The sequence below is a fragment of the Tardiphaga sp. vice304 genome, assembly GCF_007018905.1.
In the GTDB taxonomy this organism is placed as follows: Bacteria; Pseudomonadota; Alphaproteobacteria; order Rhizobiales; family Xanthobacteraceae; genus Tardiphaga.
The window spans coordinates 5,426,221-5,451,895 of sequence record NZ_CP041402.1; the positions used below are offsets into that span (position 1 = coordinate 5,426,221).

Here is a 25,675-nt window from a genome sequence, read left to right on the forward strand (position 1 = left end):
GCAATGGCAACGATCGGCGCGCGAATAAAACGCCGCGCTATCGTCCCCCCTCCCCCTTGCGGGGAGGGGCCGGGGGTGGGGGTGCCACGGGCGACGTCGCTTGTGGTTACCCCCCTCCCCGACCCTCCCCCGCAAGGGGGGAGGGAGCACTCAGGCCGGAGCGCTGTCATAAGTATACTAATGCGTCTTGCGCCGGCGGCGGCCGGTCGGCGCGGCGCCTGACGTTTCGCTGAACAATTCCGCCAGCTTCTCGGTAATCGCGCCGCCGAGTTCTTCGGCGTCCACGATGGTCACGGCGCGGCGATAATAGCGCGTCACGTCATGGCCGATGCCGATCGCGATCAGCTCGACCGGCGAGCGGGTCTCGATCTCCTCGATGATGTGGCGCAGGTGGCGCTCCAGATAATTGCCGGGATTGACCGACAGCGTGGAATCGTCGACCGGCGCGCCATCCGAAATCATCATCAGGATCTTGCGCTGCTCGGAGCGGCCAAGCAGGCGCTTGTGCGCCCAGTCGAGCGCCTCTCCGTCGATATTTTCCTTCAGCAGCCCCTCGCGCATCATCAGCCCGAGATTCTTGCGCGCCCGGCGCCACGGCGCATCGGCCGACTTGTAGATGATGTGGCGCAGATCGTTGAGACGACCCGGGTTCGCGGGCTTGCCGGCGGCGAGCCACGCCTCGCGCGACTGTCCACCCTTCCAGGCCCGCGTCGTGAAGCCGAGAATCTCGACCTTGACGCCGCAGCGCTCGAGCGTACGCGCCAGAATGTCGGCGCAGGTCGCCGCCACCGTGATCGGGCGGCCGCGCATCGAGCCGGAATTGTCGAGCAGCAGCGTCACCACGGTATCGCGGAACGTCGCTTCCTTCTCGTGCATGAAGGACAACGGATGGTGCGGATCGGTGACCACGCGCGACAGCCGCGCGGGATCGAGGATGCCCTCCTCGAGGTCGAAATCCCAGGCGCGGTTCTGCTGCGCCATCAACTTGCGCTGCAGCCGGTTGGCGAGCCGCGCCACGATGCCCTGCAGATGCGCGAGCTGCTTGTCGAGATAGGAGCGCAGCCGCTCCAGCTCGTCATGGTCGCAGAGGTCCTCGGCGGCGATCACCTCGTCGAATTTCGGCGCAAAGGCATGATATTCCGGCCCGCGCAGTTCGTTGGCGCCGCGGGAATTCGGCCGTGTCGCCTCGCCCGGCGTCTCGTCCTCGCCCGTCTCGCCTTCATCGAAGGTGTCGGAGGTCGAGGCCTGGGCGCTTTCCATCGACTGGTCGGACATCTCGTCGGAGGTCGCCTCAGCCTGGTCGGCGTTCATTTCCTGCGAGGCGTCGCTCTCCGGCGAACCTTCGGCGCCGGCCTGGTCGTTCTCGCCCTGGCGCTCGTCGTCCTCGCTCTGGTCGTCCTCGGAATCGGCGTTGCGCTCGTCGCCGAGTTCGAGCGCGGACAACAGGTCATGCACGGCGTCACCGAACTTGGCCTGGTTCTCGGTAAAGCCCGTAAGCTGGTCGAGGCGGTGCCCGATCTTGTCTTCGAGAATCGGACGCCACAGGTCGACCATCTTTTTCGCCGCGTTCGGCGGCGCCAGGCCGGTCAGGCGCTCGCGCACCAGCATCGCCAGCGCATCCGCCAGCGGCGCGTCGGCGCGGTCGGTGATCTCGTCGAACTTGCCGCGATGAAAATGATCGTCGAGCATCGCGCCGAGGTTCTTGGCGACGCCTGCCATGCGGAGCGAGCCGATCGCCTCGACACGCGCCTGCTCGACCGCCTCGAACACGCCGCGCGCCTGCGGATTGCCCGGCATCAGCTTGCGATGCACTTTCGGATCGTGGCAGGCGAGCTTCAGCGCGATGGAATCAGCGTAACCGCGCACGATCGCGGCATCGCGCTTGCTCATCTTGCGCGCCGGCTCCGGCAGCCGCGCCTTGCCCGGCGACAGGCCGGGCCGCTCGGCGGCGAAGGTCACTTCCAGCTCTGGCGATTTCGAGATCGCCCGCAGGCACGACGTCACCGCGCGCTTGAACGGCTCGGTCGGCGCTTCTTTGGCGCCGGTGCGGAATTTGTTGGTGGTGGGTGTCGTGCTCATCGCCGTCGCTTTCTTCCCCTCTCCCCTTGCGGGAGAGGGTGCGTAGGCGGCCTTCCGGCCGCCGTTATAAAATAACGCCGATGCATTGCATCGGCTACGGCGGAGCTAAGGCGGGAGAGGGGTCGTATTCTGCTGCGCCCCCTCTCCCGTCTCGAACCCGCTACGCGTGTTCGATCCACCCTCCCCCACAAGGGGGGAGGGGAAACAAGAAAAGTCTTTTAGCTCAGCGCGACGTTCACCGAGCTCTCCGGCAATTCCGCATTGAAGCATCGCTGGTAGAACTCCGCGACCAGCGATCGCTCCAGTTCGTCGCACTTGTTGAGGAAGGTGACGCGGAATGCGAAGCCGATGTCGCTGAAAATATCGGCGTTCTCGGCCCAGGTGATCACCGTGCGCGGGCTCATCACCGTCGACAGGTCGCCATTGGCGAAGGCGTTGCGGGTGAGGTCGGCGAGGCGCACCATCTTGTTGACGATGTCGCGGCCCTCATTGGTGCGATAATGCTTGGCCTTGGCCAGCACGATCTCGACTTCCTCGTCATGGGCGAGATAGTTCAGCGTGGTGACGATCGACCAGCGGTCCATCTGACCCTGGTTGATCTGCTGGGTGCCGTGATACAGGCCCGAAGTGTCGCCGAGGCCGATCGTATTGGCGGTCGAGAACAGCCGGAACGACGGGTGCGGCTTGATCACCTTGTTCTGGTCCAGGAGCGTCAGGCGGCCGGAGACTTCCAGCACGCGCTGGATCACGAACATCACGTCGGGGCGTCCGGCGTCATATTCGTCGAACACCAGCGCGATGTTGTTCTGCAGTGCCCAGGGCAGGATACCGTCGCGGAATTCCGTGACCTGCTTGCCGTCGCGCACCACGATCGAATCCTTGCCGACCAGATCGATGCGGCTGATGTGGCTGTCGAGATTGACGCGCACGCACGGCCAGTTCAGGCGGGCGGCGACCTGCTCGATATGGGTCGATTTGCCGGTGCCGTGGAAGCCGGTCACCATGACGCGACGGTTGCGCGCGAAGCCCGCCAGGATCGCCAGCGTGGTATTGCGGTCGAAGCGGTAATCGGAATCGACGTCCGGGACGTGCGGGTCGCCGTTGGAAAATGCGGGCACTTCGAGGTCGGAATCGATGCCGAACACCTTCCGGACCGACAGCTTGATGTCGGGGATGCCGCTGGGCGATCCGGTGATTTCTTGCGGTTTGGTCATGGCGGCGGTCATCAATCCTCCGTGGTCCCGGATTTTCCGAAACCAGTCACAATGGCTGCGAATGGGTGCTGCGGCGAACGTAGCAGACCAATGCTGCCGGACAAAGCCCACCCGGCCATCAAAGTTCCGTTGCAATATCATCAAGATAGATTGGCAGGATATTTTTGGAGGGCAGCCCTGCGAATCAGAAATGCTGCGCACCACGTTGTGGCAGCTCGATTTGCGGATCTCATCGCCCGATCAGCGGTTGTATTCGTATCTGCAATGAACGGCGCGCTGGCGACGGAACGGATATTGCGTGGCTTCCTGGATTGAATCTCTGACCCATTTCGTAGCCTTGCATGCCTGGCTCGGCTATCTCGTGCTGTTTCTAGCCGCCATGCTGGAAGCGGTGCCGGTGGTCGGCTCGGTTATTCCCGGCTCGACCATCATTCTGGCGCTGAGTGCGCTGGTGCCGTCTGGCGATCTCGACCTGATCGGCGTGCTGCTGGCGGCGGCCGCCGGGGCCGTGATCGGCGACGGCGTGGCGTTCTGGACCGGGCATGTGCGACAACAGCGCATTCTCGAGGCCTGGCCGATGTCGAAATACCCCGCACTGATCGCGCAAAGCGAGGCGTTCTTCCATCGCTTCGGCGTGCTGGCGGTGCTGTTTGGCCGCTTCGTGCCGCCGATCCGCGCCTTCGTGCCCGTCACCGCCGGCGCGCTCGGCATGCGCCCGCTGAAGTTCTACGGGATCAATGTCTCCGCGGTCATGCTCTGGGCACCGGCGCATGTCCTGCCCGGCGTGTTGGCGGTGTCGATGCTACACCATTATAGCGGCCTGCCGCACGCGACCGGCTACGGCAAGCAGATCTGGATTCCGGCGGTCATGGTGATCGCCGCGCTCGCGGGTGCTGCGACGTGGTGGTGGCGTCGCCGCCGCCAGGTGCAGGCAGCCGCTGCGGCCGTCCGATGAGAGCTCTGCGACACCGCCGCGAAATCGGCGTTCAGCCCGCGGCGCCCCGCCGATCGCGACCGCGCGGATCGCCGCCATGAAATTAACTGTTTGATCTATAACGCCATTTCCTTCGCCTGCTTGACTTCCGCCGCATTTTGACTTGAAAAGCCTGCGATAGCTGTTTCGCCCGCCCGCCTGCGCCCCCATATCCATTGAATGTCCGAAAACATGCGCTCTTATCTCGATTTCGAAAAGCCTGTCGCCGAACTCGACGCGAAGGTGGATGAGCTGCGCGCGCTGGCCGCTGGCGGCAGCGACATCGGCGAGGAAATCGTTCGCATCGAGGACAAGGCGGCGTCCGCGCTGCACGAGCTCTATGCGAGCCTGACGCCGTGGCAGAAGACCCAGGTCGCGCGGCATCCGCAGCGGCCGCATTGCATGAATTACATCGAGACGCTGATCACCGAATTCACGCCATTGGCCGGCGACCGCAAGTTCGGTGACGACGAGGCGATGGTCGGGGGCTTCGGCCGGTTTCGCGGCGAGGCGGTCTGCGTACTCGGCCAGGAAAAGGGCAACACCACCGAAAGCCGGCTGAAGCACAATTTCGGCATGGCGCGCCCCGAGGGCTACCGCAAGGCGGTGCGCCTGATGGAGATGGCCGACCGCTTCGGCATTCCCGTTCTGTCGCTGGTCGATACCGCCGGCGCCTACCCCGGCATCGGCGCGGAAGAGCGCGGCCAGGCGGAAGCCATCGCGCGCTCGACCGACGCCTGCCTCGGGCTCGGCGTTGCCAATGTCGCCGTGATCATCGGTGAAGGCGGCTCCGGCGGCGCGATCGCGATCGCCACCGCCAGCCGCGTGTTGATGCTGGAGCACGCGATCTACAGCGTGATCTCGCCGGAAGCGGCCTCCTCGATCCTGTGGCGAGATTCCACCAAGGCCCAGGAAGCCGCCACCAACATGAAGATCACCGCGCAGGACCTGCTGCGCTTCGGCGTGATCGACCAGATCCTGAAAGAGCCCGCCGGCGGCGCCCACCGCGATGCCGCCTCGATGATCGCCACCACCGGCGACGCCATTGCGCAGGCCTTCAACGACATGCGCGGGCTGGATGCCGCCACCATCCGCCAGCAGCGCCGGCAGAAATTTCTCGATATCGGCCGCAAGATCGGCTGAGGTTACTCCCGGACAGCAAAAAGCCCGCTTTCTGCGAAAAGAGCGGGCTTTTTGTCGGGATCGTCACTTGAACAAGGATGCTCGAACGCAGCGGCTCCATCGTCCCTTCTCCCCTTGTGGGAGAAGGTGGCCGCGCGAAGCGCGGTCCGATGAGGGGTAATTCCAGGCTCGGAGCTTGTGGCCCCCTCACCCGTCTCGACCGCTTCGCGGTCGATCCACCCTCTCCCACAAGGGGAGAGGGAAGATCAGCGCGTCACGCTCAGGCTTACTTCTTCGCAGGGGCCATCTTGCTGTCGGCAGGCTTCGGCGCGTCGGCCTTCGGGGCTTCGGCGGGCTTGGCGACTTCCGGGGTGGCTGCCGCCTGGTCCATACGCTCGACCTTGGCGGCGGCGCGAAGGCCGGTGACGTAGTCGGCCTGCGCCTTGCGTACGACATAGGTCTCGATCTGCGGCTTGACCTGCTCGAAGGCCGGGGCCTGGCGGTTGCGCTTTTCCTCGACCTTGATGATGTGCCAGCCGAACTGCGACTTCACGGGATCCGAGATCTTGCCGGGCTCCATGGCGAACGCCACGGCGGAGAATTCCGGCACCATCTGGTCCTTGGTGAAGAAGCCGAGATCGCCGCCATCGGCCGCACCTGGGTCCTTAGACTTCTTCTTCGCCAGTTCGGCGAAGTCGGCGCCCTTCTTCAGCTCATCCGCGATCGTCTTGGCCTCGGCCTCGGTCTCGACCAGGATGTGCCTTGCATGAACCTCGGCCTCGCCGGTGATCTGCTTGGCGGCGTCCTCATAGACCTTCTTCATATTGTCATCGGTCACCGCGGCCTTGCCTTCGACGGCCAGCAGATTGTCCATCAGCAGCCGGTTGCGGGCGAAGGCTAGCTTGGTCTTGAAGTCCTCGCGGTCGGCGATCTTCTTGTCCTCGGCCGCCTTGGCGACGATCTTCATATCGATCAGGAACGACAGCACGTTGTCCTTCTTGGTCGCCGGATCCATCTGCGCCAGGCTGGGGCCGAGTTCTTCTTCCGCCAGAGCGACATCGCTGGCGCGGATCTCGGAGCCGTTGACCTTGGCCAGGACGGGGTTGGCGGCATCGGCCCCCTGGGCATAGACCGGGAAGCTGGACAGCATTGCCATCGCGAAGGCGCCGGTCAGGGCGGCCAGTGCGAGCCCCGGGCGCTGGCCCGGTTTCTTGGCGGGCGATACGATGGTCATGGAAAATCCTTATCTCGGGGGAAGGTGGGCTATCGGGGTCGGCGGGACAGTCACTTAAACGACCCCTCTTGGCAACGCGAAAACTCTGTCAAAATGATGAAATCCTTGACAGGTTCGCGACCAAGCGCCGCCGTTGACAACCCTCTGCCCCAGCCATATCTCTGCAAAACTGGCCGGTGGCTATGCGCATTTTCGGCTGTGCCCCTGCCATTGGAACGCTTTCGCCAGTGAACCCTTGATACCCTCTTTCCCACACATCATGGCCGGCCCGATCGGGCCTCTGGCCCGATGCGTTCCGGGGGCCATTTGCCCCGCTGACTACCTCACGGCGGCAACGCCGAACTGCAAAGACAGGATTTCGTTATGATCGGCGCGCTCGCCCGCAAGTTCTTCGGCTCCGCCAATGACCGCCGCATCAAGGCCTACTCGACGCGCGTGGCCGCCATCAACGCGCTGGAGCCGGAAATCGCCGCTCTCTCCGACGAGGCGCTCAAGGCCCGCACTTCAGAATTCAAGGCGCAGATCGCCGCCGGCAAGACGCTCGACGAACTCCTGGTGCCCGCTTTCGCCACGGTGCGCGAAGCCGCCAAGCGCACGCTCGGTCAGCGCCATTTCGACGTCCAGCTGATTGGCGGCATGGTGCTGCATGAGGGCGACATCGCCGAGATGAAGACCGGCGAAGGCAAGACGCTGGTCGCGACCCTCGCCGTCTATCTCAATGCGCTGGCCGGCAAGGGCGTCCACGTCGTCACCGTCAACGATTACCTCGCCAAGCGCGATAGCGGCTGGATGGGCCAGATCTACAGCTTCCTTGGCCTGACCACCGGCGTGATCGTGCACGGCCTGGATGATGCCGAGCGCCAGGCGTCCTATGCCTGCGACATCACCTACGGCACCAACAACGAATACGGCTTCGACTATCTGCGCGACAACATGAAGTACCGGCTGGAGGACATGGTCCAGCGCGGCCACTTCTACGCCATCGTCGACGAAGTGGACTCGATCCTGATCGACGAGGCGCGCACGCCTCTGATCATCTCCGGCCCGCTCGACGACCGCTCGGAATTCTACAACACCATCGATACCTTCCTGCCCAAGCTCGAGAAGAAGACCGATTTCGAGGTCGACGAGAAGCAGCGCACCGTGACGCTGACCGAAGCCGGCATGGAGAAGATCGAGACCCTGCTGCGCGACGCCGGCCAGCTCAAGGGCGAGACGCTGTATGACGTCGAGAACGTCTCCGTCGTGCACCACATCAACCAGGCGCTGCGCGCCCATTCGCTGTTCAACAAGGACAAGGACTACATCGTCCGCGACGACGAGGTGATCATCATCGACGAATTCACCGGCCGCATGATGCAGGGCCGGCGCTATTCGGAAGGCCTGCACCAGGCGCTGGAAGCGAAAGAACACGTCACTGTCCAGCCGGAAAACCAGACGCTGGCCTCGATCACCTTCCAGAACTACTTCCGCATGTACGCCAAGCTGGCCGGCATGACCGGCACGGCTTTGACCGAAGCCGACGAATTGTTCGACATCTACAAGCTGGAAGTCGTCGAAGTGCCGACCAATGTCGGCATCGGCCGCATGGACGAGGACGACGAAGTCTACCGCACCCAGGACGAGAAGCACGCCGCGATCATGGCCGAGGTCGAGCGCGCCAATTCGCGCATGCAGCCGGTCCTGGTCGGCACCGCCTCGATCGAGAAGTCCGAACTGCTCGGCGAGTACCTCTTGAAGCACGGCTACAAGCAGCTCGAATTCGACAAGCCGAAGGCGATGGACAAGCTCTACGCCGCTGCCCGCGCCGGCAAGCCCGGCAAGCTGTTCGCGGTGCTGAACGCGCGCTTCCACGAGCAGGAAGCCTATATCGTCGCCGAAGCCGGCGTCCCCGGCGCCATCACCATCGCCACCAACATGGCCGGCCGCGGCACCGACATCAAACTCGGCGGATCCCTCGAAATGCGCTCGCAGATCGAGACCGCCGACATCACCGACGAGGCCGAGAAGACCGCCAAGATCGAGGAGATCAAGGCCGAGATCGCCAAATTCCGCGAGATGGTGCTGGCCGCCAAGGAAACGGCCGAAATCGAGCCCGCCAAGGGCTCCAAGCCCGCCAAGACCGCGACGCGCCCCGGCGGCCTCTACATCATCGGCTCCGAGCGCCACGAGTCCCGCCGCATCGACAACCAGCTACGCGGCCGCTCCGGCCGCCAGGGCGATCCAGGCCGCTCGAAGTTCTTCCTGTCGCTGGAAGACGACCTGATGCGGATCTTCGGCTCCGACCGGCTGGATTCCATGCTGACCCGGCTCGGCCTCAAGGAAGGCGAAGCCATCATCCATCCGTGGATCAACAAGGCGCTGGAGAAGGCGCAGCAGAAGGTCGAGGCGCGCAACTTCGACATCCGCAAGAACTTGCTTAAATACGACGACGTGCAGAACGACCAGCGCAAGGTGATCTTCGAGCAGCGCGTCGACCTGATGAAGAGCGAGAACGTCGCCGACACCGTCGCCGACATGCGCCGCGCTTTCGTCGAGGACCTCGTCACCAAGCACATCCCGGAAAACCAGTATGCCGAGCAGTGGGATGTGGCCGGTCTGAAGGAAGAGCTGCAGCGCGTCATCGACATCGACCTGCCGGTCGAGGAATGGGCCAAGGAAGAAGGCATCGCCGACGAGGAGCTGCTGAACCGCATCGAGGCGAAGGCCGACGAGCACATGGCCGCCAAGGTGGCGCAATGGGGTCCCGACGTGATGCGTTACGTCGAGAAGACCATTCTGCTGCAGACGCTCGACCATCTGTGGCGCGAGCATCTGGTGATGCTGGATCATCTGCGCCAGGTGATCGGCCTGCGCGGCTACGGCCAGCGCGATCCGCTGCAGGAGTACAAGGCGGAAGCCTACAACCTGTTCGAGGCGATGATCGCCAACCTGCGCGAGGCGGTGACGGCGCAATTGATGCGCGTCGAGATCGTGCCGCCGGACGTGCAGCCCGAGCTGCCACCGATGGAAGCGCACAAGCTCGACTACAATACCGGCGAAGACGAAGTGGCATTCGCGAGCGCCGCTTTGGCACCGCCCACCGCCGAGCAGATCGCCGCCCGCGATCCGAACAGGCCGGACACCTGGGGCAAGGTCGGCCGCAACGAAGACTGCCCGTGCGGCTCCGGCAAGAAGTACAAGCACTGCCACGGAAGGTATGCGTGAGGGCTGAGGTTACGGGTTCTTATTGAGAAGCTGTCGCCTGCGGCACCCCCATCCCCAATCCTTCCCCGCAAGGGGGAAGGGAGCTGATGGGCCTTCGCTTTGATTACTTTAGCCCGATACGCCGCGCGTCGTGCCCCCTTCCCCCTTGCGGGGAAGGGGCAGGGATGGGGGTCACCACGCTCTGGATGACCTGAAGCACGCCATCCAGATTCCCCAGCACCTCGTGATTCCAGAACCGAAGCACCCGGTAGCCACGGGCTTCGATGAATCTCGTGCGACAATCATCCGCCGCGCGGTTCTCGTGATGCTGCCCGCCATCGAGCTCGATCACCAGCCTGGCCTTGCGACTTACGAAATCGACAATGAACGGCCCGATCAACGCCTGCCGCCGGAAGTGCGATCCACCAAGCTCGATATCGTGCTTCAACCGCGGCCACAGCACGCGCTCGGCATCCGTCGGATCGGCCCTTAACTGCTTGGCAAATTGTCGTTGTCGATCTTGCATGATCGAGCCTAATTCTGGCGAAAGCGCTCGTGGCGCCCCCATCCCCGACCCTTCCCCGCAAGGGGGAAGGGAGCACTGCTGCCAAAGCGAAATTACTGCGAACTAATATAAGCGAACTGACGAAGTCGGATCAGCTAGGTCTCATGAGCTTACACGCGATGCACTTAGCTTGCTCGCTAAGAAGCACCGCGGCTAATGCCCCCTTCCCCCTTGCGGGGAAGGGTCGGGGATGGGGGTCCGCGGGCTCGAACGAAGCGATCGTCGCTCCGGACCATCAGCCCTACTTGGCGGCCGAGAACCGCGTATCAAAACTGTTGGCGGGCACCACCGAGGCTGCGCCGGACAGCAAAGCGCCCTGCTCAGTCGGCTTCGACGGCGGGCGCGGGGCGGCGCTGGCCTGCTTGGTGGCGTCGGCCGGCGTCAGCACCGGCTTGGCGGCCACAGAAACAGCAGGCTTGGCCGCGGGCGTTGGCTTGGACTTGGCGGCAATGGTGGCTGCGGTCGAAGCCGGCGTGGCGCTCGCCGTGGTCTCCGAGGAGCCGCCGATGCCGACCTTCTTGGCGAGGTTGCTGAAGAAGCCGCCTTCCGACGAGGCCGAGGCGACCTTGGTGCCGGGGGTGACGGCGACCGCCGGCTCTTCCGACGACGCCGACGCCAGCAGCGACGCCGAGGACGGCTCAAGGTTCGGCTTCGGCGGATTGACGTGCGGTGGGATGGTGCCCGGCGCGCGGACGCTTTCGATGCCGGGGACGATCGGGTCCGACAGGCCGGTCGAGGCTTCCGGCAGCTTGGAGGCGAAGATCCGGTTCATGCCGCCGTCGATGTCCGGACGGCGCGCCGCGATCGCCACACCCTTGGCGACCAGCTCAGCCGTTTTGGCGTCGTCGGCGCGCTGCTTCTGCGCCACCGCGTCGGCGATCTCCGGCGTCACCGTATAGGCCGGGCACTTGGCGGATGCGTTGAAGACAGGCGCGCGCGACATGTTGGCGGGCTGCGCCGGATCGAACACGTACTTGTTCTCGCAGAACTCGACCTTCGGCTCCTGCTTCGTCACCTCGAAATGATCGTAGCCCTGCTTGATCATCTTCCAGAACGGCATGTTCGGGTTGTTGCGGTGGCGGGCCATGTTCACGGGCGTCATCTTGAACGGATAGGCCTGCACCTGGAACGAGCGCTGGCCGCCGAAGAAGGATTCGCGCCCCAACGCGTAGATGTCCGAGATCTGTTCGTCGGTCATCGCGTAGCATCCGCGCGACGAGCAGTCGCCATGCACCATCAGCTGCGAGCCGGTGCGCCCCAGCGATTTGTCGAACGCGTTGGGGTAGCCCATGTTGAACGACAGATAATACGACGACTGCGGATTCATCTGCGCCGGCGTGATGTTGTAGAAGCCCTCGGGCGCCTGGCGGTCGCCTTCCTTGATCTTCGGACCGAGGTCGCCGGACCAGCGGCAGATCGGATAGGTCTTCAGCAACGCGAACTGGCCGGAACGATTCTGTTTCCAGACCTCGAGCTCGGCCTCCTGCTTGAACAGCCGCACCAGCATCGGCGACTGCAGGTCCATGTCCTTGGCCGCGATCTCGGCGACGAGCTTTTCCGGAATCGGCTTGTTGGCCTTGGCGTTGCTGGCGAGCGACATCTCGTCGGTGTTGCAGCCGGACAGCGCCAGACCAGCCGCCAGAACGGCGGAGATGACCAGCGCGCGAACGAGCGGGCCGCGAAGGTCCGAGCCGCGAAAGTCCGAGCGATATATCAAGACGAAACTCCGCAGCCGAGGGGCGAACTCACCCCGAAACAACCGTCTACGCCCAAAGCGGGCCGCAGATTATCCCCAACACCCCCTGCTCGCAAGCCGACCCGGCCGCGCGAAGCGGGCGCAAATACCCTTGGACCCGAACGGTTAAAACTTGGTGGCGGGGCTTAATTGCGGCCGAAACCGCGATGCGGCGGAATAAAGGCGGCTGGAGTGCCGACATGTTTAATCAAATGTTACGGAGGGCGGGAATGCGGGCAAGCTGTGAAGTCCACCGCCCTCTCCGCCGTCGTCCCGGCGAACGCCGGGATCCATAGCCTCCAGAGATAAGAGACGGAAGGCCGCTGCGGCCGTGCCGCCACTTGTCGATGGCGTGTATGGGTCCCGGCTTGCGCCCGCGCTGACGCGCGGGCTTGCCGGGACGACAGAGCCTACGAGCCCCGGACCACCGTCTTCAGATAATTATACGCCTTGATGATCTCGATCAGGCGATCCTCGGTGGAGCGGTCGCCGCCATTGGCGTCGGGGTGGTGCTGCTTGACCAGCGCCTTGTAGGTCGATTTCACGGTTTCCAGCGTGGCGTCGGGGCCGAGGCCCATCACCTGAAGCGCCTTGCGCTCGGCGTTGAAAATCTTGCGCGTCTCGGCCTTGGGCGCTTCGGCCTTGGCGCCGGGACCGGGCCGCCAGCGGTTGCGGCCGTTGAGTTCAGAGAACATTGCGAACGGATCGGCGGCGCCTTCGAGGTCGGCCTCGGGCGACTTGCCTTTGCCCTTGCTGCCATTGGCGCCCATCTTCCAGGTCGGACGGTGGCCGGTCAGCGCGTCCTTCTGGTACTTCGCCACCGCGTCCAGCGTCATGCCGGAGAAGAAATTATAGGACTGGTTGTACTCGCGGACATGGTTCAGGCAGAAGTGCCAGTATTCCTTGTCGTTGGCGCGGCCCTTGGGGGCGCGGTGCGGCCCCTTGTTTTTGCACTCCGGCCACTCGCACATCGCGGCTTCCTCGCGCGCGGCGGCCTGCTGCTTGGCGCTCAGCTTATTGGGCTTGATGCGGATGGAGTCGAAGAATTTGGATGAGTCGATGGCCATGGCGGACTATGACAACGCCGCGCGAAAAGCTTCAAGTCTTGACATTCGGATATGATCCCAGTGGCGCCGATTTCCAGCGATTGACGATGATGCGGCAAAGACGTTAAGCCGATATGCGAGGAACTGCCATGACCGTCAAAGACATCATCTCAAAGAAACTGCAGGACGCCTTCGCGCCCGATCGCCTTGAGGTGACCGACGAGTCGCATCTGCATGAAGGCCACGCCGGCCATCAGCCCGGCGGCGAGACGCACTTCCGAGTTGATATTGTGTCGGACGGCTTCGAAGGGAAGAGCCGGATCGAACGCCACCGAATGATCAATGCGACGCTGGCTGCGGAACTCGCCGGCCCGATCCACGCGCTGGCGCTGAAGGCGCGAACGAAGGGCGAGGCGGGCTAATTGGTCCGAACACCGGCGGTAGTGCCCCCTTCCCCCTTGCGGGGAAGGGCCGGGGATGGGGGTGCCGCGAGCGACGACCTCTGCGATGTCGCGCAGGCGATGCAGCAACGACTTCTTCATTCAGGTTTTACAGAGCGTCGCTGAAAGTTCAGCGCGTGGGGCCCCCCATCCCCGACCCTTCCCCGCAAGGGGGAAGGGAGCACTGCTGCCATTGCTCTTATCTCGTTAGAAAATCAGAACGACGTCCCGGCCCTTGGCTTCTTCCCGACCGGCTCCGGCTCCACCGGCACCGGGCCGATGCGCAATGCGGTGATGCGGTTGCGCTCGCGGCGCAGCACCCGAAACCGGAAGCCGTGGAAGGTGAAGCTCTGGCCGCGCTCGGGGATCGAGCGCGCCTCGTGGATCACCAGGCCCGCCACGGTCGTCGCCTCCTCGTCGGGCAGGTGCCAGTCCATCGCGCGGTTGAGATCGCGGATCGGGACGGAGCCGTCGACCACCACGGAACCGTCCGGCTGGGCGCGGACGCCGGCGACCACCACGTCGTGCTCGTCGGAGATATCGCCGACGATCTCTTCCAGCACATCCTCCAGCGTCACCATGCCTTCGACTTCGCCATATTCATCGACCACCAGCGCGAAATGCGTCTTGCGGCGGCGGAATGCCTTCAGCTGATCCGACAGCGGGCGCATCTCCGGCACGAACCATGGCGGCAGCGCGATGGAAGCCACATCGATCTTCGAGGTGTCGCCGTCGACGGCCCGGATCGCGCGCAACAGATCCTTGGCATGCAGCACGCCGATGATGTTCTCCGGCTTGTCGCGCCACAGCGGGATGCGGGTATATTCGGTGGTCAGCACCTCACGCACCAGTTCTTCCGACGGCAGATCCGCGTTGAGCATCACCATCGCGGTGCGGTGGACCATCACGTCGGACACGGCAAGATCGCCGAAGCGAAACACGTTCTGGATATATTCGGCCTCGCCCGATTCCATCTTGCCGTGCTCGGCGGATTCGCCGACCAGCCCCTGGATCTCGCGGCCAGTGAGGATCTCGTGGCTCGACACTTCCTGCACGCCGAGCATGCGCAGCGTGGCGCGCGAGGCATTGTTGAGCAGCCAGTTCAGCGGCCAGAACAGTACGAAGGAAACATAGAGCGGATAGGCGATCCATTGCGACACCGGCTCCGGCTGGCGGATCGCCAGCGTCTTCGGCACCTGCTCGCCGATCACGATATGCAGCGAGGAGAACACCAGAAAGCCGCTCAGGAACGAGGTGAAATGCACCGCCGATTCCGATAGGCCGAGCGGCTCGAGCAGCGGCTTCAAGAGCGCCGCCACGGTGGGCTCGCCGACCCAGCCCAACCCCAGCGAGGCCATGGTGATGCCGAGCTGACAGCAAGCGAGGTAGGCCTCGACGTTGTTCATCATCTGCTGCAGCAAACGCGCGCCAAAACGGTTCTGCTCGGCCATCGCCTTGACGCGAAAGCCGCGGCTCGACACCAGCGCGAATTCCGCCGCGACGTAGAAGGCGTTGGCCGCCAGCAGCAGCACGGCGATCAGGAGATTGGCAACGTTGGAAGTCATATTTCTTTCACGTCTGCGGGCTGCCTCATGCGGCCGACGGTCGGCTGAATTAAAGTACCGGCTTTTCAGCCGTCATTGCGAGGTCAGGGAAAGCCAATTGGCTTTCCCCTTAGCCCTTGCGACGAAGCAATCCAGTTCTTGCCGCGTTTGCCGCTTCTGGATTGCCGCGTCGCTTCGCTCCTCGCAATGACGGAGCTTGTGGGTTCGCCCGAGCCAAAACGCAAGGGAGGCTCATGCCGACAGTTTTGCCTGCAGAAAGTTCCTGACCACCGCCGGCTCGACGTCATTGGCGATCACCGCCTGCCCGATCGCTTCGAGCAGAATGAACGTCAACTTGCCGCGCTTCACCTTCTTGTCCTGCGCCATCAGCGCCATCAGGGCGTCGGCGTCGGCCAGGCCTTCCTGGGTGAAGCCGGCGATGTCCTGCAGCCGCGTCGGCAGGCCGAACTCGACGAGATGACGCTGCACGCGCGCGGCGTCGCTGTCGGCGATCATGCCGAGCTGCGCGGAGAGCTGCGCCGCCAGCACCATGCCGACCGCGACGCCCTCGCCGTGGAACAGCCTGTCGGAAAAGCCGGTTGCGGCCTCCAGCGCATGGCCGAAAGTGTGGCCGAGATTGAGCAACGCGCGCTCGCCGTTCTCGCGCTCGTCGCGCGCGACGACGCCCGCCTTGGCGCGGCACGAGGTAGCGATGGCATGCTCGCGCGCCGCGCCGCCGCGGACGATCTCGGCATGGTTGGCCTCCAGCCAGGCGAAGAACGCCTCATCCCCGAGCACGCCGTATTTCGCGACTTCGGCATAGCCGGAGCGAAACTGGCGCGGCGACAGCGTGTCGAGCACCGCGGTATCGGCGACCACCAAGAGCGGCTGGTGGAACGCGCCGATCAGGTTCTTGCCGTGCGGCGAGTTGATCCCGGTCTTGCCGCCGACCGAGGAATCCACCTGCGCCAGCAGCGAGGTCGGCACCTGCACGAAATCGACGCCGCGGCGCAGGATCGCCGCGGCAAAGCCGGCGAGATCGCCGACCACGCCGCCGCCCAGCGCAATGACCAGGTCGTTGCGCTCAATTTTGGCCGCGACCAGCGCCTCGGAAACCTTTTCCAGCCCGGCATAGCTCTTCGAGCCCTCGCCGTCCTCGACGATGAAATGCGAGGTGGCAATGCCGGCTTCCGCCAGCGAGGCTTCGGTGGCCGCCAGCCAGTGGCTGGCCACCGTGCGGTCGGTGATGATGGCGGTCCGCACACCGGGCCGCAGCGCCAGGATGCGGGCGCCGAGCGAGGGCAGCACGTCGCGGCCGATGATGATGTCATAGGCCCGCTCGCCGAGCGCGACCTCGACCGTGATCGGCGCGGAATGGTTCAGGGGGGCGGTCATAGGCAAGGTCATAAAATCGGGCTCAAGGGATCGCCTGTCGGTTCGATAATGGCGGAGGCCGGGCGCGGCCGGAACAGGTGCTCGTGCAGGGCGACGACGCATTCATCGACGATCCTGTCATGCGGCACGTCGCGCGAATCGATCAGGATGTCGGTCTGCTCGTAGAACGGATGCCGCGCCTCGATCAGCCGGGCGATCACCGCGGCGGGATCGGCGTTCTGCAAGAGCGGCCGGTCGGCGCGGCGCTTGACCCGTCGCAGGATCACGTCGGCATCGGCCTTCAGCCACATCGAGATCGCCCTGTCGCGGATTTTGGCGCGGGTGTCCTCGCGCATGAAGGCGCCGCCGCCGGTGGCCAGCAGGATCGGCCCGCTTTCCAGCAGGCGGGCGATCACCCGCGCCTCGCCGTCGCGGAAATGCGGCTCGCCATGGACCTCGAAAATGTCGGGGATCGACATGCCGGCGGCGGCCTCGATCTCGTTGTCGGCATCGATGAAGGGCAGCCGCAGCCGCATCGCCAGCCGGCGGCCGATCGTCGATTTGCCGGCGCCCATCATGCCGACCAGCACGACCGAGCGCTTGCCGAGGCCCGCGACGATCGCGGCCTCCTGGGCAGTGCTGTGGGTCGGCAAGACGGTATCGGACATCAACTCACCTGCAAAAACGATGCGCGGCCAACGGATTGCGCGGGCAAAGCATTGGGATGACGAAGGATTGCCGCATTTTCGTCACCTATACCAGCCCTGCGACAAGCGTTGCCAGCGAGAGTGTCAAACTGTATCCGACAGAAGTGGCGACCCGGCGGGTGCGCTGCACCGCAATGCCCCCTTCGACCCGCTTTGAGTCCCCGGCCATGCCCAGCCTGTTCCGTTTCCTGACGATCGTCGCCCTCATCGGCGGCCTCGTCTATGGCGTGGTGTTCGCATTGGCCAATTTCGTCAATCCGGGCCCACGGGAAATGACGGTCACGATCCAGCCCGACAAGTTTCTCAAGAAATAGCGGCTAGGCTGCACAAGAATTACCGGCGGAGCGGCTTTGCTTCACCTCTCCCCGTTGGGGAGAGGTCGGCGCGAAGCGCCGGGTGAGGGGGCTTTGCGCCATTGAGAGAGCGTAACCCCTCACCCCAGCCCTCTCCCTATGGGAGAGGGAGCGCACGGCCGCACCGCTTCACTGGCAAGCAAGGGTCTTCTGTTGAGCACCAATCCTACCTCCGATGCCAAATGGGCCGGGCTGTTTCTCGACATGCTGGCCGCCGAACAGGGCGCCGGCGAGAACACGCTGGACGCCTACCGCCGCGATCTCGCCGATTTCTCCGACTTCGCCTGCCGGGTCCGCTCCAGCTTCAAGGCCACCGATACCCAATTGCTGCGCGATTACCTCGAGGATCTCGACGGCCGCGGCTTCAAATCGACCACCGTGGCGCGCCGGCTGTCGGCGCTGCGCCATTTGTTCCGCTTCCTGCTCAGCGAAGGGTTGCGCAGCGACGACCCCGCCGCGATCCTGTCCGGCCCCAAGCGCGGCCGCAGCCTGCCCAAGGTGCTGTCGATCGCCGACGTCGACCGCATGCTGGTGCAGGCGAAATCGCAGGCCGAAAATCTGGCGACGCCGATCGCCCAGCGGCTGCGCGAGGCGCGCCTCTATTGCCTGCTGGAGGTATTGTACGCCACCGGACTGCGCGTCAGCGAACTGGTGTCGCTGCCGCTGACGGCGGCCAGGCGCGACGCGCGCATGATCGTGGTGCGCGGCAAGGGCAACAAGGAGCGGCTGGTGCCGCTCAATGAGACCGCCAAACAGGCGATGGCGGCCTATCTCGCCGCGATGGCCGAGTTGCAGGCCACCCAGCCGAAGAAGACCGCGGCGTCGAAATGGCTATTTCCGTCGTTCGGCGAGAGCGGGCATCTGACCCGGCAGCATTTCGCCCGCGATCTGAAAGAACTCGCCGCCGCCTCCGGCATTGCACCGGCTTTGGTCAGCCCGCATGTGCTGCGCCACGCCTTCGCCAGCCACCTTTTGCACAACGGCGCCGACCTGCGCATCGTGCAGACGCTGCTGGGGCATACCGACATCTCGACGACGCAGATCTATACCCATGTGGTGGAAGAACGCCTGAAGAGCCTGGTGCGCGACCTGCATCCGCTGGCGGAGAAGTGAAGACGTAGCCCGGATGAAGTCAGCGGGCCGCGCCTTGCGCGGGTCGGTGACGCAATCCGGGAAAGGACGTCATGTGATGCGCCGGCCCCGGATTGTCATCCGGGCTACAGGAAGCGCCTCACCCTCCCTGCGGCTTCGGCTCCGGCAGTTCTTCCTCCTCGTCGCGCTGCAACCGCGACGGCACCAGCACCGGCTGCAGCGCCGGGATCAGCCGGGTCCGCTCGCGATGCGCGGGGATCGCGCGATAGACCTGCTTGGTGGCCTCGACGAGATGCACGCCGGCGAAGGGCAGTGCCATCGCGGCGCCGAGCTTCTCCCAGGCCATCGCCGATTGCAGGAACCACCCCCCCCCGAACGGTGGCATGAACAGCGCCTCGCTCCAGGCCGACGGCGTGAACCAGGTCTGGCGCAGCAAGTCCGTGATCTGCGCGCGCGAATAGGGCCGGCCGTGGCCGAACGGCGTGTGCTCGGTGCGGGTCCAGACGCCGCGGCGGTTCGGGATGATCGCCAGCAGCCGGCCGGACGGCGCCAGCACCCGCCATATCTCCCGCAGCAACCCGCCGGGATCGTCCGACATTTCCAGCGCATGGACCAGAATGATGCGGTCGACCGCGGCATCCGGCAGCGGCAGCGAGAACTCGTCGACCAAAGTGGCCAGCGCCGGCTTGTCGGTCGGCCATTTCAAGACGCCCTGCGCCGCCGGCATGAAGGCGATACAACGCTCCGAGGTCTCCCGGAACAGGCCGAGATAGGGCGTCGGATAGCCCAGCCCCAGCACGCGCAGCCCGTGCGCGTCCGGCCAGTGCGCCTGGATACCGCGGTTGATGAGCCGCCGCGCCACGAGGCCCAGGCGGCGCGAATAGAAATCCCGGAGGTCGATGACGTCGATGGCCATGAATGTTTCTACCACGTCGGCAGGAGTCGGCATGCCCCGATTCTCGCATTGCCGGGGCAACGTTAACGCCATATGTCAGAACCCAGCACCGTTCAGGATTCCCGGAGATATCATGGCCGCCGAAATTCGCGTGTTCCCCTGCCTGTCCGACAATTTCGGCTATTTGATCCACGATCCGCAGAGCCGCATGACGGCCGCGATCGACGCGCCGGAGGCCGCGCCCATCATCAAGGTGCTGGAGCGCGAAGGCTGGATCCTCACCGACATCCTGATCACGCACCACCACGCCGACCATGTCGGCGGCGTCAAAGAGCTCAAGCACAAGTACAATTGCCGCGTCGTGGCGCCGCATGACCAGACGGCGGCGATCGCCGATGTCGATCTGCGCGTCGCCAATGGCGACGTGGTGCGGGTCGGCGACATGCTGGCCCGCGTGCTGGAGACGCCCGGCCATACGCTCGACCACATCGCTTACGTGTTCGACAATGAAAAGGCGCTGTTCGCCGCCGACACCCTGTTCTCGGTAGGCTGCGGCCGGGTGTTCGAGGGCACCTATCCGATGATGTGGCAGTCGCTGTTGAAGCTGCGCGCGCTGCCGGACGATTTCCGGCTGTATTGCGGCCATGAATACACCGCCTCCAACGTCAAATTCGCGCTGCCCATCGAGCCCGGCAATCCGGACCTTCAGGCCTGGGCCGCCAAGGTCACGGAGCTGCGCGCGGCGAACCAGCCGACCATCCCGACTCTGCTCGGCGACGAAAAGAAGTGGAACGTGTTCCTGCGCGCCGACGAACCGTCGGTCGCGGCCGGCGTGCGGCTGAAGGGCGCCAGCGGCGAGGACGTGTTCGCCGAGTTGCGCGAGCGCAAGAACAAATCGTGACGGAGACGGCGGCCGAGATCATCGCCCGGCTGGACCTCAAGCCGCATCCCGAAGGCGGGCATTTTCGCGAGACCTTTCGCGATTCTGCGGTGGATGCGAACGGGCGGTCGCGCTCGACCGCGATCTACTTTTTGCTGGCAAAAGGCGAGCGTTCGCACTGGCACCGCATCGATGCCGTCGAGATCTGGCACTGGCACGCCGGCGCAGCGCTGGAGCTGAGCATTGCCGACGACAGCGGCTCGCGCGTGCTGCGGCTCGGCGCCGATCTCGCGGCCGGCGAACTGCCGCAAGGCATCGTGCCGCCGCACGCCTGGCAGGCCGCGAGCACCACTGGCGACTGGACCCTGGTCGGCTGCACCGTGGCGCCAGGATTTGATTTCGCAACCTTCGAACTGGCGCCGCCGGGGTGGATGCCTTCTAGCTGAAACGCGGTTCTTTTCCCTCCCACCCGCGTCTTCGCGGTGGGGAGCGACTGTCTTTCGGGTCAAGCGTTTTTGGGCTGCCATGGCGTTTTGTCCCGGAGGATGGCGTTGAGGATGGTGAGTAGCTTGCGGGCGACCGCAATGATCGCCACCAGCTTGGGCTTGCCGGCGGCAACGAGTTTGTCTCGAAACAGTTTGAGCGTCGGATTGAAGCGAGCGGCGACCATGGCGCCCATGAACAGCACGCCGCGCACGCTGGCTCTGCCGCCGCCGATGAAGCTCTTGCCGCGCCATTGGCCGGATTGCCGGGTCCATGGCGCCAGACCCGCAAGCGCGGCGATCTGACGGCGATCAAGCGTGCCCAGTTCCGGCAATTCGGCGATTAGGCTGCGGGCAATCGTCGGCCCGATGCCCGGGACCGAGGCCAGCAGATCTTCCTTCTCGGCCCAGGCCGGCGTGCCCTGGACGTGATCGCGGATATCGTCGTCCAGTTCAGCCAGCTCTTTCTCCAGCGCCTTGCGCAGCCGGGCGATGCTCTTCTTCAACCGCGGATTACTGACGCGACGGGCACGCTGGCTTTCCGCCGCGATCATCTCGACGATCTGGCGCCGGCGCGCGACCAGATCGGCAAGCAGGCGCGTCATCTCGTCGGGCAGCTGACGCAGCTGCGGTTTGGTCGCCTCGGCAAAATGCGCGATCACCATGGCATCGATCGGATCGGTCTTGGCGCGCTTGCCAACCGCGTTGGCAAAGAAGCGCACCTGCGCCGGATTGACGATCACCACCGGCAGGCTTGCTCCGCCGAGGCCCGCTGCGACAACCGTCTCGAAGCCGCCGGTCGCCTCGATGGCTACCAGCCGTGGCGAGATCGCCTTCAGTCGTCCGATCAGTTCGTCGATCCCCGCGCCATCTCGGGCGACCGCAAAACTCTGGCCCGTTGGGCGTACCGCTACGTCCAGCCGGTCCTTCGAAACATCGATGCCAACGTAAATCGCGTCCATCTGATCCCATCCTTGCGCAAGCGGGCTCGCAAAGCGGCCCAAGCGACTGTTCGGGTTCGATGGAACGGCAGGCGAAGACCCACGCTCCCCAACGGGCTTGGTGTCCCTCAGGTGATGCGGTCTTTCGCCTGCCACCGCTCCGCCAAGCTTAGCAGAAACGGCATTCGGCAAATTACAAGAGGTGGCGCGTTTGAGAGCCAACGGGTCCGGCTTCGCCGGCCCGATGATAAACTCCGCGAACAAACGTGACGGGTGGGGGGTGTGGCAGCATGCTCGATAGCGCATGTGGCGCCCCCCCACCCGACCGCGCTTCGCGCGGCCACCCTCCCCACCACGCGAAGCTTCGCTTCGCTTTGGGGGAGGGAAAAAAGAGCCGCGCCTATGCGCTTTTCTTCCGCAGCAACTCCTTCGCCGCGATCAGCCCGCCGCCGGCGATCAAGGCCGCGGCCAGCGCGAGGTTGGCGCTCGGCTGCGCATAGCCCGCCAGGATCAGAAACGACGTCGACAAAAGCGGCGTCGCGTAGGACGCAGCCCCCAGCACGCGGATGTCGCCGCGCTTCATGCCGATGTCCCAGGCGAAGAACGCCGCCCCCACCGGACCCACGCCGAGTGCTGCGACAGCGATCCAGGCCAGCGGCGACGCAGGCCAGGCCGTGGTTTCGGCAACGACATGCACCGCCCCGGCCAGCAGCGCGGTGATGGCGCAGAAGCCCGCCACCGCATCGGTCGGCACCGCCTTGAAGCGGCGCGACAGCACCGAATAGCCGGCCCAGACGAAGGCCGCCGCCAGCGCCGCGGCGTAGCCGGCCAATTGCGTTGGCGTCGCGACCAGATCGATATTGCCCCACAGCAGCACGACCGTGCCGGCCAGCCCGAGCAGCGCGCCGATCACATGATGCGCGCGCAGCCCTTCGCCGGGCAGGAAGGAGGACAGCAACACGATCAACAGCGGCCACAGATAGTTCAAGAGGCCGGCTTCCGCCGGAGGCGCCAGCCGCAATGCTACGAAATACAAAGCGTGGTAGCCGAACAGCCCGCCGATTCCGACCATCGCGGCCCGCCACGGCTGCCTGAGCGCGCGCAACGCCCGCGGCCTCACCGCGAAACTCGCCATGGCCCCGATCGCAAACGTCATCGCCATCAGCTGGAACGGCGGCATCGTCCCGGTGGCCACCGTCATCACGGAGAGCAGCGACCACATCAGGATGGCGGTGAGCCCGATCATGGTGGCAGTGCGGGGAGTCATGAAGTCTCGTTTCTTCCTTCTCCCCCGCGCGAAGCGGAGCTTCGCTCGGTGGGAGAAGGTGGTGCCGACGAAGTCGGCGTCGGATGAGGGGGCGTTTGGCGACGTCGCGTGCGGCCCCCCTCACCCGTCCGCGCTTCGCGCGGCCACCCTCTCCCACAAGGGGAGAGGGGAAGAAAGAGACATCCTATGCGTGATACTGCCCACCATTCACCGTCAGCGTCGAGCCGGTGATGAAGCCGGCCTCGTCGGCGGCGAGGAACATCACGGCGCGGGCGATCTCCTCGGGTTCGCCGAGGCGGCCGACCGGGATCTGCGGCAGGATGGTTTTTTCCAGCACGTCCTTCGGCACCGCCTGCACCATCTCGGTATTGATGTAGCCCGGGCAGATCACGTTCACCGTGATGCCGAGCTTGGCATTCTCCAGCGCGAGCGCCTTGGTGAAGCCGATGTCGCCGGCCTTGGCCGCGGAATAATTGACCTGGCCGAACTGGCCCTTCTGGCCGTTGATCGAGGAGATGCTGACGATGCGGCCGAATTTGCGCGACCGCATGCCTTCGATCACCGGGCGCGTCATGTTGAACAGCGAGCCGAGATTGGTGTTGATCACCGCGCTCCACTGCTCCGACGTCATCTTGTGAAACGCGCCGTCCTTGGTGATGCCGGCATTGTTGACCAGCACGTCGACCGGACCGAGATCGGCCTCGACCTGCTTGACGCCCTCGGCGCAGGCCTCGAATGACGAGACGTCCCATTTGTAGACCGGAATTCCGGTCTCGCTTTTGAACTTCTCCGCCACCGCGTCATTGCCGGCGTAACATGCCGCAACATTGTAACCCGCGCCCTTCAACGCCTTGCTGATCGCCGCCCCGATACCCCTCGTTCCGCCCGTCACCAACGCAACACGTCCCATGACCGTCCTCCCGCTTCTTCTTATGTAGCGAATAAATAGGGCTGTGCGATGAACTTCAAGCAAAAAGGCCCGACGCGAGTGCGCCGGGCCTTTTGTTAGTAGTGTGCAGTGCAATCGCGCGACGATGTGTCCAGTGCGTGACGCCTGGTGGTTAGTCGCGAGCGATGCACATCGCGATGCCCATGCCGCCGCCGATGCACAACGTCGCAAGCCCCTTCTTGGCGTCGCGCTTCGCCATCTCGTGCAGCAGCGTCACCAGCACGCGCGCGCCGGACGCGCCGACCGGATGGCCGATCGCGATCGCGCCGCCATTGACGTTGACCTTCGAGGGATCCCAGCCGAGGTCCTTGTTGACCGCGCAGGCCTGTGCCGCGAAGGCCTCGTTGGCCTCGATCAGATCGAGGTCCTCGATCTTCCAGCCAGCCTTTTTCAGCGCGGCGCGCGACGCCGGGATCGGCCCGGTGCCCATGATCGACGGATCGACGCCGGCCTGGCCCCACGACACGATGCGGCCAAGCACGGTCCGGCCTTCTTTCGCGGCCTGCTTCGCGGTCATCAGCACTACGGCGGCGGCGCCGTCATTGATGCCCGAAGCGGAGCCCGCGGTGACGGTTCCGTCCTTCAGGAAGGCCGGCTTCAGCTTGGCCATCGCCTCGATGGTCGCGCCGTGGCGCGGATATTCATCGGTGTCGACGATGATGTCGCCCTTGCGCGACTTGACGGTGACCGGGATGATCTCCTGCGCGAACTTGCCGGCCTTCTGTGCGGCTTCCGCCTTCTGCTGCGAAGCGACCGCGAATTCGTCCTGCTGCTGGCGGGTGATCTGGTACTTCTGCGCCACGTTCTCGGCCGTGTTGCCCATGTGATAGCCGTTGAAGGCATCCCACAGCCCGTCCTTGATCATGGTATCGACGAATTCCACCGGACCCATCTTCACGCCGCCGCGCAGATACTGCGCATGCGGCGCCATGCTCATGGATTCCTGACCGCCGGCAACGACGATCTCGGAGTCGCCGTTCAGCAGCGCCTGATAGCCGAGCGCCACGGTGCGCAGGCCGGAGCCGCACAGCATGTTGACGCCCCAGGCCGAGGTTTCCACCGGCAGGCCGGCGGCGATCGAGGCCTGACGCGCCGGGTTCTGGCCCTGCGCGGCGGTCAGGATCTGGCCCATGATGACTTCGGACACGCGGCCCGGTTCGATACCACCGCGCTCCAGCGCGGCCTTGATCGCGATGGCGCCGAGCTCATGGGCGGGCATGGTGGCGAACGCGCCGTTGAAGCTGCCGACCGGGGTGCGGGCAGCGCTGACGATGACGACATCGTCGGACATGGGCATCTCTCCTGTTGCTGAAGTTTTTTATGAAACGAGATCGCCGGATTTCGGCGAAATTCGACTGGTGTCCATCCTGTTAACGTAGGCGAGCACTGTCAATTAGCCATAGCGGATTTGCTGCAGCGCACGCAAATTACCACCAATGTCCGTTTGCATAGCACAGCCATGCTGCGATTTTAACCGTGCCGCACAAAACGGTAGCCGAAGCTTCGCGAAAGTGCTTTCTTTGCTGCAATGCGTTGGTTAACCCCCTAATTAAATCCGTTGGCGCACTGTCAGCGGATCCCTGTCCTCGGTGTATGT

General features: G+C 64.7%; 22 protein-coding genes. 8 read left to right on the forward strand and 14 right to left on the reverse strand.

Annotated elements, in window-relative coordinates; genetic code table 11:
* Window positions 1-177: 177 nt before the first annotated feature.
* Both cobT and cobS read right to left on the reverse strand, forming a co-directional pair.
* Window positions 178-2,079, reverse strand: a complete 1,902-nt coding sequence (gene cobT, locus FNL56_RS25885) for a cobaltochelatase subunit CobT (protein ID WP_143578416.1) — start codon at window positions 2,077-2,079, stop codon at window positions 178-180.
* A gap of 218 nt (window positions 2,080-2,297) precedes the next feature.
* Window positions 2,298-3,305, reverse strand: coding sequence for a cobaltochelatase subunit CobS (cobS, locus tag FNL56_RS25890; protein ID WP_143575678.1), 1,008 nt, complete (start codon window positions 3,303-3,305; stop codon window positions 2,298-2,300).
* A gap of 286 nt (window positions 3,306-3,591) precedes the next feature.
* Between cobS and FNL56_RS25895 the strand changes: the two genes are divergently transcribed.
* Both FNL56_RS25895 and FNL56_RS25900 read left to right on the forward strand, forming a co-directional pair.
* The gene (locus FNL56_RS25895) at window positions 3,592-4,248 is read left to right on the forward strand and encodes a DedA family protein (RefSeq protein ID WP_143575679.1); all 657 of its coding nucleotides are present in this window, start codon (window positions 3,592-3,594) and stop codon (window positions 4,246-4,248) included.
* A gap of 198 nt (window positions 4,249-4,446) precedes the next feature.
* Window positions 4,447-5,409, forward strand: a complete 963-nt coding sequence (locus FNL56_RS25900; RefSeq protein WP_143575680.1) for an acetyl-CoA carboxylase carboxyltransferase subunit alpha — start codon at window positions 4,447-4,449, stop codon at window positions 5,407-5,409.
* A gap of 265 nt (window positions 5,410-5,674) precedes the next feature.
* Here the strand turns inward: FNL56_RS25900 and FNL56_RS25905 are convergent, their stop codons facing one another.
* The gene (locus tag FNL56_RS25905; protein ID WP_143575681.1) at window positions 5,675-6,622 is read right to left on the reverse strand and encodes a peptidylprolyl isomerase; all 948 of its coding nucleotides are present in this window, start codon (window positions 6,620-6,622) and stop codon (window positions 5,675-5,677) included.
* 363 nt (window positions 6,623-6,985) lie between these two features.
* Between FNL56_RS25905 and secA the strand changes: the two genes are divergently transcribed.
* On the forward strand, window positions 6,986-9,829 hold the full coding sequence (secA, locus tag FNL56_RS25910) for a preprotein translocase subunit SecA (protein ID WP_143575682.1): 2,844 nt from the start codon (window positions 6,986-6,988) through the stop codon (window positions 9,827-9,829).
* 103 nt (window positions 9,830-9,932) lie between these two features.
* On the opposite strand, the gene FNL56_RS25915 is transcribed toward secA, so the two are convergent.
* The 3 genes from FNL56_RS25915 to FNL56_RS25925 form a co-directional block, all read right to left on the reverse strand.
* Window positions 9,933-10,334: an endonuclease domain-containing protein gene (locus FNL56_RS25915; RefSeq protein ID WP_143582453.1), complete on the reverse strand. Its 402-nt coding sequence runs from the start codon at window positions 10,332-10,334 to the stop codon at window positions 9,933-9,935.
* Window positions 10,335-10,614: 280 nt separating this feature from the next.
* A complete protein-coding gene (locus tag FNL56_RS25920) occupies window positions 10,615-12,090 on the reverse strand; it encodes a L,D-transpeptidase family protein (RefSeq protein ID WP_246661606.1) in 1,476 nt (491 codons plus the stop codon).
* Window positions 12,091-12,518: 428 nt separating this feature from the next.
* Window positions 12,519-13,175 (reverse strand): J domain-containing protein, encoded by a 657-nt coding sequence (locus FNL56_RS25925; RefSeq protein ID WP_143575684.1) that lies wholly within the window; start codon window positions 13,173-13,175, stop codon window positions 12,519-12,521.
* Between the two features lie 128 nt (window positions 13,176-13,303).
* Here FNL56_RS25925 and FNL56_RS25930 point away from each other — a divergent pair, with 128 nt between their 5' ends.
* The gene (locus FNL56_RS25930) at window positions 13,304-13,576 is read left to right on the forward strand and encodes a BolA family protein (RefSeq protein ID WP_143575685.1); all 273 of its coding nucleotides are present in this window, start codon (window positions 13,304-13,306) and stop codon (window positions 13,574-13,576) included.
* A gap of 233 nt (window positions 13,577-13,809) precedes the next feature.
* Here the strand turns inward: FNL56_RS25930 and FNL56_RS25935 are convergent, their stop codons facing one another.
* The 3 genes from FNL56_RS25935 to FNL56_RS25945 all read right to left on the reverse strand — a co-directional run bounded on the left by FNL56_RS25935 (window position 13,810) and on the right by FNL56_RS25945 (window position 17,180).
* Window positions 13,810-15,159, reverse strand: a complete 1,350-nt coding sequence (locus FNL56_RS25935) for an HlyC/CorC family transporter (protein ID WP_143578418.1) — start codon at window positions 15,157-15,159, stop codon at window positions 13,810-13,812.
* A gap of 231 nt (window positions 15,160-15,390) precedes the next feature.
* On the reverse strand, window positions 15,391-16,533 hold the full coding sequence (gene aroB / locus FNL56_RS25940) for a 3-dehydroquinate synthase (RefSeq protein WP_143575687.1): 1,143 nt from the start codon (window positions 16,531-16,533) through the stop codon (window positions 15,391-15,393).
* A gap of 8 nt (window positions 16,534-16,541) precedes the next feature.
* A complete protein-coding gene (locus FNL56_RS25945; RefSeq protein ID WP_143575688.1) occupies window positions 16,542-17,180 on the reverse strand; it encodes a shikimate kinase in 639 nt (212 codons plus the stop codon).
* 206 nt (window positions 17,181-17,386) lie between these two features.
* On the opposite strand from FNL56_RS25945, the gene FNL56_RS25950 reads away from it, so the two are divergent.
* A complete protein-coding gene (locus tag FNL56_RS25950) occupies window positions 17,387-17,533 on the forward strand; it encodes a histidine kinase (RefSeq protein ID WP_143576386.1) in 147 nt (48 codons plus the stop codon).
* Between the two features lie 243 nt (window positions 17,534-17,776).
* Entirely contained in the window at window positions 17,777-18,685 is a 909-nt protein-coding gene (locus FNL56_RS25955; RefSeq protein ID WP_210245544.1) for a site-specific tyrosine recombinase, read from the forward strand.
* A gap of 118 nt (window positions 18,686-18,803) precedes the next feature.
* Here the strand turns inward: FNL56_RS25955 and FNL56_RS25960 are convergent, their stop codons facing one another.
* A complete protein-coding gene (locus FNL56_RS25960; protein WP_143576387.1) occupies window positions 18,804-19,580 on the reverse strand; it encodes a methyltransferase domain-containing protein in 777 nt (258 codons plus the stop codon).
* A 112-nt stretch (window positions 19,581-19,692) separates the two neighbouring features.
* On the opposite strand from FNL56_RS25960, the gene gloB reads away from it, so the two are divergent.
* Window positions 19,693-20,460 (forward strand): hydroxyacylglutathione hydrolase, encoded by a 768-nt coding sequence (gene gloB / locus FNL56_RS25965; protein ID WP_143575690.1) that lies wholly within the window; start codon window positions 19,693-19,695, stop codon window positions 20,458-20,460.
* Window positions 20,457-20,885 (forward strand): cupin domain-containing protein, encoded by a 429-nt coding sequence (locus tag FNL56_RS25970; RefSeq protein ID WP_246660796.1) that lies wholly within the window; start codon window positions 20,457-20,459, stop codon window positions 20,883-20,885. The genes gloB and FNL56_RS25970 overlap by 4 nt, the downstream gene beginning before the upstream one ends.
* 59 nt (window positions 20,886-20,944) lie before the next feature.
* On the opposite strand, the gene FNL56_RS25975 is transcribed toward FNL56_RS25970, so the two are convergent.
* The 4 genes from FNL56_RS25975 to FNL56_RS25990 all read right to left on the reverse strand — a co-directional run bounded on the left by FNL56_RS25975 (window position 20,945) and on the right by FNL56_RS25990 (window position 25,369).
* The gene (locus tag FNL56_RS25975) at window positions 20,945-21,883 is read right to left on the reverse strand and encodes an IS110 family transposase (RefSeq protein WP_143572486.1); all 939 of its coding nucleotides are present in this window, start codon (window positions 21,881-21,883) and stop codon (window positions 20,945-20,947) included.
* A 379-nt stretch (window positions 21,884-22,262) separates the two neighbouring features.
* Complete coding sequence (yddG, locus tag FNL56_RS25980) at window positions 22,263-23,129, reverse strand: aromatic amino acid exporter YddG (protein WP_143575691.1); 867 nt, start codon at window positions 23,127-23,129, stop codon at window positions 22,263-22,265.
* 184 nt (window positions 23,130-23,313) lie between these two features.
* Window positions 23,314-24,039 (reverse strand): acetoacetyl-CoA reductase, encoded by a 726-nt coding sequence (gene phbB / locus FNL56_RS25985; RefSeq protein ID WP_143575692.1) that lies wholly within the window; start codon window positions 24,037-24,039, stop codon window positions 23,314-23,316.
* 151 nt (window positions 24,040-24,190) lie between these two features.
* Window positions 24,191-25,369 carry an acetyl-CoA C-acetyltransferase gene (locus FNL56_RS25990; RefSeq protein WP_143575693.1) on the reverse strand — a complete coding sequence of 393 codons (1,179 nt, stop codon included), beginning with the start codon at window positions 25,367-25,369 and terminating at the stop codon, window positions 24,191-24,193.
* Between the last annotated feature and the right edge of the window lie 306 nt (window positions 25,370-25,675).

What these genes read in the sequence shown, in the direction of transcription:
- cobT (WP_143578416.1), bottom strand. Translation starts at nt 2,079, where the DNA reads ATGAGCACGACACCCACCACCAACAAATTCCGCACCGGCGCCAAAGAA.
- cobS (WP_143575678.1), bottom strand. Translation starts at nt 3,305, where the DNA reads ATGACCGCCGCCATGACCAAACCGCAAGAAATCACCGGATCGCCCAGC.
- FNL56_RS25900 (WP_143575680.1), top strand. Translation starts at nt 4,447, where the DNA reads ATGTCCGAAAACATGCGCTCTTATCTCGATTTCGAAAAGCCTGTCGCC.
- FNL56_RS25905 (WP_143575681.1), bottom strand. Translation starts at nt 6,622, where the DNA reads ATGACCATCGTATCGCCCGCCAAGAAACCGGGCCAGCGCCCGGGGCTC.
- secA (WP_143575682.1), top strand. Translation starts at nt 6,986, where the DNA reads ATGATCGGCGCGCTCGCCCGCAAGTTCTTCGGCTCCGCCAATGACCGC.
- FNL56_RS25915 (WP_143582453.1), bottom strand. Translation starts at nt 10,334, where the DNA reads ATGCAAGATCGACAACGACAATTTGCCAAGCAGTTAAGGGCCGATCCG.
- FNL56_RS25925 (WP_143575684.1), bottom strand. Translation starts at nt 13,175, where the DNA reads ATGGCCATCGACTCATCCAAATTCTTCGACTCCATCCGCATCAAGCCC.
- FNL56_RS25930 (WP_143575685.1), top strand. Translation starts at nt 13,304, where the DNA reads ATGACCGTCAAAGACATCATCTCAAAGAAACTGCAGGACGCCTTCGCG.
- FNL56_RS25935 (WP_143578418.1), bottom strand. Translation starts at nt 15,159, where the DNA reads ATGACTTCCAACGTTGCCAATCTCCTGATCGCCGTGCTGCTGCTGGCG.
- aroB (WP_143575687.1), bottom strand. Translation starts at nt 16,533, where the DNA reads ATGACCGCCCCCCTGAACCATTCCGCGCCGATCACGGTCGAGGTCGCG.
- FNL56_RS25945 (WP_143575688.1), bottom strand. Translation starts at nt 17,180, where the DNA reads ATGTCCGATACCGTCTTGCCGACCCACAGCACTGCCCAGGAGGCCGCG.
- FNL56_RS25950 (WP_143576386.1), top strand. Translation starts at nt 17,387, where the DNA reads ATGCCCAGCCTGTTCCGTTTCCTGACGATCGTCGCCCTCATCGGCGGC.
- FNL56_RS25955 (WP_210245544.1), top strand. Translation starts at nt 17,777, where the DNA reads ATGCTGGCCGCCGAACAGGGCGCCGGCGAGAACACGCTGGACGCCTAC.
- FNL56_RS25960 (WP_143576387.1), bottom strand. Translation starts at nt 19,580, where the DNA reads ATGGCCATCGACGTCATCGACCTCCGGGATTTCTATTCGCGCCGCCTG.
- gloB (WP_143575690.1), top strand. Translation starts at nt 19,693, where the DNA reads ATGGCCGCCGAAATTCGCGTGTTCCCCTGCCTGTCCGACAATTTCGGC.
- FNL56_RS25975 (WP_143572486.1), bottom strand. Translation starts at nt 21,883, where the DNA reads ATGGACGCGATTTACGTTGGCATCGATGTTTCGAAGGACCGGCTGGAC.
- yddG (WP_143575691.1), bottom strand. Translation starts at nt 23,129, where the DNA reads ATGACTCCCCGCACTGCCACCATGATCGGGCTCACCGCCATCCTGATG.
- phbB (WP_143575692.1), bottom strand. Translation starts at nt 24,039, where the DNA reads ATGGGACGTGTTGCGTTGGTGACGGGCGGAACGAGGGGTATCGGGGCG.
- FNL56_RS25990 (WP_143575693.1), bottom strand. Translation starts at nt 25,369, where the DNA reads ATGTCCGACGATGTCGTCATCGTCAGCGCTGCCCGCACCCCGGTCGGC.